The following is a 7,138-nucleotide window of genomic DNA, read 5'->3' as shown; positions in this document are numbered from 1 at the left end:
ACGCCGTTGGTGATGAAGGCATGGCCCTCGATGCTGAGCGAGGCGATGCCGTCGGGCGAGCTGATGTTGAAGCTGCCAGCGCCGGTCTCGGCCGTACTTGCTGGGTCGGAGCCGGGCCCGCCTGGCGTGCCGATATTGAGGGCTGCTTCATTAACTGTTGCGTCGCCGCCCTGAGCTTCGGGCGTCAGGCCGTCGATGGTCGGCGGCTCATTGCCGATACCGATCGTCAGCGTCGTCGACGACTGATCGCCATCGCCATCAGTCAGCGTGTAGTGGAACACGTCGTCCACGCCGCCCGGCGTGTTTGCCGCACGGGTGTAGGTGTAGCTGCCGTCCGAGTGCAAAAGCAGCGTGCCGTATTGGCCTGCGATCGAGACGCCGGCGTCCGTCACAGTCTGCGCGGAGCCGGCGCCGTTCTTGCCATAGGCCGATGTCACACTGGCGTCATCGGCGCCCTTGAAATCAGCGCCTGCGGCGTTGCCGTCGCTGCCGGCTCCGGTGATGACGTTGCCATCGATTGGCGTATGCGAACCCGCAGCCACGCTGTCGGTATCGTCATGCGCCGTCGGCACGTCGTCAATAATTTCGACGGACAGCGTTCCCGGAAGCGAAACGTCGCCATCGCTGTCGGTGACCGTCACCGTCATGTTGTCGAAGATGGAATCGGTGCCCGCACCGGAATGCTGCTCGCTGTGCACCAGCGTATAGGTGTAGCTCACCTGGCCGGTGGCGGCGTCGTAGCCGTTGATGGTCAGCGTGTTGCCGAAGGGCGTCGCAATGTTGATCGGTGTCGACGCGCTGTTGGCAAGCTCAGCGGCGGTGATCACATGGCCATTAATGTCCACCGAGCCGATGCCGTCGGGCGAGGTGATGGTGAAGGTACCGGTGTTGTGCTCGGACGGGTCGTTGTCCATTGCGGGGTCGGTGCCCGCTTCGCCGGACCCCGTCGCGCCGGCGGTCTCGAGGCCTTTTTCATCGACGCTGGTGTCGCCGCCGCTGGTCGAGGGCGTCAGGTCGAGGATCGTCGGCGTCGAATCGGGCAGCAATCCCGGGAACAGCTCGCGATGGTCCGGCTGGCCGAAGGCAAGGTCCGTCGGCGGCAGCAGCGACGTCAGGCCGAAGCCGTCGCCGATGCCGCCTGCGGGATGTTCGAAATTGCCCCCTGCGCTGCCCGGCGAGCCGTTGCCGCCGGCCGAGATCGAGCCGTCGGCGCCGAAGGCGATATCGACATGGCTGGCCTCGAGCGCGGCGATCAGGGCCACGCGCGGCACCTCGACGTCGCCGAGAATGAAGGTCGGCACATTCAGCGCGGCGTCCTTGATGACGATCTGGGATCCGTCGGGCTGCGTGAGGACGAGATCATGTCCGTCGACCTTGATGTTGTCGATTGACACGCTGGCCGGAAGCTTCACGACATTGCCGGCCTCGACATGATATTCATGCGGCGTATTGCCTGCCGCTGCATTTGCCGCCGGTGCGTTCGCGGGCGCAGCAGCCTTGGCATCGGCCGGCTGGTTTGCGGCCGGCGCATTGGCCGCGCCTTGGGCCGGCGCGCCGCTGCCGACATCGACCGGCACCGGTTCGCTCGCCGCCTGGGCGGCGGTCGCCTGCGCAACCTGCACACCCGTCGAGATATGATTTTCACCAGCGCTGGTGTGCTCGTCCCAGGAATTTGAAACGGCGTCGAATTCGATATTGGTCGTCATAGCTAAAGCCCCTCCGGCATTTCCCGGAAAGAGACATGTCAGGCCCGGGCTTTGCAACAGACGTTCAATCTATTTCATATATTCGAATATGTAGAGAATCGCATTTTTTACACTTGGTAAATTGCGATGATATATCTGGATATGCATGACCTTAACGAGGGTGGGAATGACCGCGCCGCACGCCTTCCGTCTTGGTAAATAGAAGTATAATTTTGAATAAAATTTGATGCAAAACAGAATAGTGTGATTCGCGGAAACTTACCCACCTTCCTTTCCGATAATTTGAGACAAGATTGGTAGCGTCCACAGTCAAAGGTGGACGTTATGAAAATACAAAAAGCAGCCCCGACGGGGATCAAGGTACTCTTGCTGGCGATCGGCCTTGCCGCTCAGGCAGATCCATCGTCGGCAAGCGGGAATTCGGGCGCGGTTCCGGTCCTGCAAAAGGTGCCTGCGCCGGCGAGCCTCGGCGGCGTTTCGCTGGCCCGGCCGCTGCCTTGGCAGCCGGCGTCCGCATACCGGATCGCGGACGTTTCTGTGGGCTACACGCCGGCGGCGCGTTACGAGGCTGAAGCGCACGCCAAGACCGATCCCGGCATCGACCCGATCCAGACCGCCGCGATCATCCCCGGCGTCTTCGGCTCGGTGGCTTTGTCGATGCGCAACTTTCCGGTCGCGGCGCGCTGGGCTCCTGTCTACAGGGCCATCGTCGATTGCACCGCCGGCAGCGTCTGCGACCGTGAGAGCCCAGCCTTCGCCGAGATCGTCAACATCGCCGGCGACAAGGGTTTTCGCGACAAGCTGTCCTTCGTCAACAGCAGCATCAACCGCCTGATCGCCTATCGCAAGGACAGCGTCGTCTATGGCAAGCTCGACTATTGGGCGAAGCCGTCGGAAATCCTCGAGCATCGCGCCGGCGATTGCGAGGATTTCGCCATATTGAAGATGGCGGCGCTGCTCAGAGCCGGCATCCCGGCGCCGAGCATGTCGCTGGTGGTGCTCCAGGATCGCCGCCGCAAGTTCTTCCATGCCGTCCTGTCGGTGAGCACGGCAAGCGGCGCCTTCATCCTGGACAGCCTCGGCAACGCCGTCCTGCGCGACAGCGATCTGCCCGACTATGTTCCGCTCTATTCCTTCAGCACCGATCGCGCCTGGATTCACGGGTCGAAGTCCGGCGCGCAGGTAGCCGACATCGCCGGCGGCTTCGCCACGGTCGCTCCGGGCGAAGGATCGCCGGAACCATCGGTGGCTTCGAGCCTGAGGCAGTAGTTTCGAGCGGTTCAGCGCCTTGCCGAAAATACACGGACGCTCTGTTGTCATCGCGCATTCCGGACAGTTTCCGGGAAATGCGTACCTCTAGCCGTTGTAGACGAAAGCCATCAGCAGTTCCGGCTCGGTGACGGGCGCGCGCACGGCGCTGAGCTGGCCGCGATAGCGGCGCTCGCCGGCGCCGATGACGAAGCCGCTGGTGACCGGCGTTTCGCCATTGGCGTCGAGCCGGGCGAAGATGTCGGGAACGTTGAGGTCGAGCGCCAGCTTCAGGTCCTGGCGCCCATCCTCCCCGGGCGCGCTCGGCAACTGGCGCCTGACCAGTTGCTGGAACGGCGTGTTGAAGGCCAGGATCTTCTTCGAAGAAGACAGCGCGAAGGCGGGCGAGGGGCAGGCGACCAGGATCGCGTTGATCGTGCGGATCGAAGCGAGCTTGCGCAATTCCATGCTTTCCTCGGCCAGGCCGCGCATGCAGGCGACGCGGATCGCCGAGGTGAGATTGCCCTGGTCGGGATGGTGTTCGGCGATCTCCTCGACCAGCATGCCGATCGTGCATTTGCGGCTTTCGGCCATCTGCTTCAGCGACACCCAGAAGGCGCGCTCCAGCCGGATGCCGCGACGCACGCCGCCGCGCGCCACGACGCGGAATTCGGGGCCGAAATCCTCGGCCGCGAGCGATGGCAGCAGCCGTTCGCGCGAAGTGTCCGGATGGATGGCGCTATCGCTCACTCATTGCCTCCTGACGCGCCTTGTTGATGGGCTTCAAAAGATAGTTGAGGATCGTCTTGCGTCCGGTCTTGATGTCGACCGAACAGATCATGCCGGGGATGATCGAATAGGTCTTGCCGTTCCTGGTAAGCGTCGATTTGTCGGTGGCGACCCGCACCTGGTAATAGGGCTCGCCCGTCTTCTGGTCGACGAGGCTGTCGGCGGTGATGTTGGAGACCTTGCCCTCGATGCCGCCGAAGATCGAGAAATCATAGGCGGTGACCTTGATCAGCGCCTCCTGGTTCGGCTGGATGAAGGCGACGTCGCGCGGCGAAACCCGGGCCTCGACCAGCAGCGTCTCGGAGGTCGGCACGATGCCGGCCACCACCGCGCCGGGCTGCACGAAGGCGCCGAGCGTGTTGACGTCGAGCGTGTTGACGATGCCGTCGACCGGTGAGCGGATGTCGGTGCGCGCCACCTTGTCGGTGGCGCCGCGGATGGTTTCGTCGACCACGGACAGATCGGCGAGCGCCTGCGTCAGGTCGCTCAACGCCTCCTGCTGCAATTGCAGCCCCAATTCGTTCACCTGAAGCTGCGCCTCGGTGATTGCTCCCTTGCTCTTCTTGATGGTCTCGCCGGCAAGGGTCAGCTGTCCGCGAAGGTCGGTTTGTTCCCGCTCGACGCGGATCTGTTCGGTCCTGGCCATAAGGCCTTTCTTGACCATGGGTTCGACCAGCGCCGCTTCCTGGTCGGTGACGGCAAGGCTCTTGGACAGGCGGTCGGCATTGGCGGTGGCCTCGTCCAGTTCCTTCTCGCGCTGGTCGAGGCGCGATTTGAGAACCGACAGCTTGACCTCGAAATTGTCGCGGCGCGCCACAAGCAGCCTTTGCTCGTTGTCGCAGATCTCCGGCGCGACCTTTTGGATTTCCGCCGGGCAGGGGAACGACCCTTCGACACTGCCGCTCTGCTCGAACTGCAGCCTGGCGATGCGCGCCTGCAAAGCTCGCGCCTTGGCCTTCTCTTCGCCAAGGCTCGAAGTGTTGCCCGAATTGTCGAGGCGGATGATGAGGTCATTCTTCTTGACCGTCTGGCCGATCTGGACGGCGATCTCCTGCACCACGCCGGCTTCGCTGGCCTGGATGATCTGCGTCTTCGAAGCGGGTATCACCTTGCCGTCGCCGCGCGCGATCTCGTCGACCTCGGCGAACGAGGCCCAGGCCGTGAAGCACACGAACAGCGCCCCGACTATGTAGACGGACGCCGAGGCGAAAAGTGGTGGCCGGTCTTCCCTTGCTAGCATGTCCATACGTTCCGGTCAGGCATTTGCCTTCTGCAGCGCCTGAATGACTTGTTCCTTCGGCCCGTCGGCGACGACGCGGCCCTGGTCGATGACGATGAGGCGGTCGGCAAGTTCCAGCATGCTGTAGCGATGGGTCGACACGATCAGCGTCGTGCTGCGGTCGAACGCCACCTTGAGCTGCTTGATCAGCTGCCGCTCGGAAGCGAGATCCATCGAACCCGACGGCTCGTCCAGGAAGACGATCTTCGGTTTGGTCAAAAGCAGCCGCGCGATCGCCACGGCCTGCCTTTGGCCGCCCGAGAGATTGGTGCCACGCTCGCCGACATTCATGTCGTAGCCACGCGGATGCCGCGACACGAAGTCGTCGACGCCGGCGGCCTTCGCCGCATCGATGATCTCCTCGTCCGTCGCTCCAGGCGCCGCCATCAGGAGGTTCTCCTTGATGGTTCCCGAAAACAGGTCCCCGGCCTGCGCGACGATGCCGACCGCGGCGCGGACTTCCGAAGGGTGGTATTGGCGGATGTCGATGCCGTCGAGCAGCAGCTCCCCCGACGTCGGCAGGAACAGCCGGCCGATCAGCCGTCCCATCGTGGTCTTGCCGGAGCCGATGCGGCCGATGATGCCGACCCGCTCGCCGGGCTTGACCGCGATGTTGAGCCCGCTCAGAACCTCGTTTTCCGTGCCCGGATAGGCGAATCCGACATTCCTGAAGACCAGCGCGCCGCTGCGGATCGGCCGGTTGACGAAGCCGACGGTGTCGGGGCGGTCCTCCGGTTGCGACATGATCGTGTTGATGATCTTGAGCGACAGCATCGCCTGCCGGAACCGGGCAAGCGTGATGGCGATCTGGCCGAGCGGCGCCACGGCGCGGCCGGCGAGCATCACGGTGCCGATGATGGCGCCGGTCGACACCTGGCCTTCCGAGAACGCATAGGCGCCGGCCACGACCAGGGCGACCGTCACGAATTGCTGGATGGCGCCAGTGATGTTGCCCGCCGCCGCCGAGAGCTCCTTGATTTTTTCCGACGTGTTGGCCGCGTTCTTCGAGTGCTCGCCCCATTTGCGCAGCAGGTAGGCTTCGGCGCGCAGCGACTTGATCGTCTCCAGCGTCGAGATGGACTCGACCAGCAGGGCCTGGCGTTGCGACGCCTCGTTCATCGATGCCGCGACCCGCTTGCCGATCCGCCGCTGCGTGATCAGCCCGACAATGACGGAGATGACGAAGGCCAGCGCCGGTATGACCACCAGCCAGCCGCCGATGGCGTAGATGACCGCCAGAAAGACGAAGACGAAGATCGTGTCGATGAAGACGCTGATGGTGTTGGAGGTGAAGAACTCGCGCACGAATTCGTATTGCGTGACGCGGTTTGCATATTCACCCGTCGACCCGGGCCGCGCCGAAAGCGAGGAATTCAGCACTTTCTCGAAAAGCAGGTAGGATATTCGCAGGTCCGCCTTGCGACCGGCATAGTCGATCAGCGACGCCCTGGCCGTCTTCAGCAGCAGGTCGAACAGGATCGCGGCGCCGATGCCGAGCGCCAGCACCCACAGCGTCGAGATCGCCTTGTTGGGCAGGATGCGGTCGTAGACATTCATGGTGAAGATCGGCGAGGCGATCGCCAGCAGATTGATGAACACCGCCGACAGCACCACTTTCGAATAGGTGCGCCAGAACGCCCCCATCGTGCCGGTCAGCCAGTGGCGCCTTTCGATCCGCGCGGCGGTGCCGACCGTCATCTCCTCGGCCTGGTTGGCATAGGTGATCGAGAAGGACGTGCCGCCGCTGATGTAGCTTTCGGCGAGTTCCGACCTGTCGATCGTGGTGCGGCCGTTTTCCTGCGGCGCCGTCAGATATTGCCCGCCCTCGATTTCCGCCAGGAGGGCGATCGGCAATTGGCTGACGCGAAAGACGATGGCCGGAAGATCGAAGCGGCCGCGCAGGAAATCGCGATGGCTGAAATTCTGCACCTCCAGGCCGATGCGCTCGGCTAGATGGCGAATCTCGTCCGGCTCGATGCGCGTCTCCGAAATCGGCACGCCGGCAAACAGCACCGTTTCGGCGCTCGGCCTGCCCAGATAGGCCGCCACAGCGCAGAAGCAGGCTTTGAAAGCCTCCTTGGGCGATAAGATATTAGGTTGCTGGTTCACGATCCGC

The 7,138-nt window shown here is 63.4% G+C and carries 5 protein-coding genes; 1 reads left to right on the top strand and 4 read right to left on the bottom strand.

Annotated elements, in window-relative coordinates; all coding sequences use genetic code 11:
• Positions 1-1,706 (bottom strand): VCBS domain-containing protein (locus LB535_RS28390; protein WP_224634526.1); only part of this gene is annotated, 1,706 nt, incomplete at its 3' end.
• A 324-nt stretch (positions 1,707-2,030) separates the two neighbouring features.
• On the opposite strand from LB535_RS28390, the gene LB535_RS28385 reads away from it, so the two are divergent.
• On the top strand, positions 2,031-2,975 hold the full coding sequence (locus LB535_RS28385) for a transglutaminase-like cysteine peptidase (RefSeq protein ID WP_224634525.1): 945 nt from the start codon (positions 2,031-2,033) through the stop codon (positions 2,973-2,975).
• Positions 2,976-3,062: 87 nt separating this feature from the next.
• Here LB535_RS28385 and LB535_RS28380 read toward each other — a convergent pair whose 3' ends face one another.
• Genes LB535_RS28380 through LB535_RS28370 form a run of 3 tightly spaced genes read right to left on the bottom strand, consistent with a single transcriptional unit; the run spans position 3,063 to position 7,131 of the window.
• Positions 3,063-3,704, bottom strand: a complete 642-nt coding sequence (locus LB535_RS28380; RefSeq protein ID WP_224601002.1) for a ribbon-helix-helix domain-containing protein — start codon at positions 3,702-3,704, stop codon at positions 3,063-3,065.
• Positions 3,694-4,983 (bottom strand): HlyD family type I secretion periplasmic adaptor subunit, encoded by a 1,290-nt coding sequence (locus LB535_RS28375; RefSeq protein ID WP_224544188.1) that lies wholly within the window; start codon positions 4,981-4,983, stop codon positions 3,694-3,696. The genes LB535_RS28380 and LB535_RS28375 overlap by 11 nt, the downstream gene beginning before the upstream one ends.
• 15 nt (positions 4,984-4,998) lie before the next feature.
• Positions 4,999-7,131 (bottom strand): type I secretion system permease/ATPase, encoded by a 2,133-nt coding sequence (locus LB535_RS28370; RefSeq protein ID WP_095765655.1) that lies wholly within the window; start codon positions 7,129-7,131, stop codon positions 4,999-5,001.
• Positions 7,132-7,138 lie beyond the last annotated feature (7 nt).

Source organism: Mesorhizobium sp. CA10 (genome assembly GCF_020165285.1).
In the GTDB taxonomy this organism is placed as follows: Bacteria; Pseudomonadota; Alphaproteobacteria; order Rhizobiales; family Rhizobiaceae; genus Mesorhizobium.
This window is presented reverse-complemented; position numbering and strand designations above follow the sequence as displayed.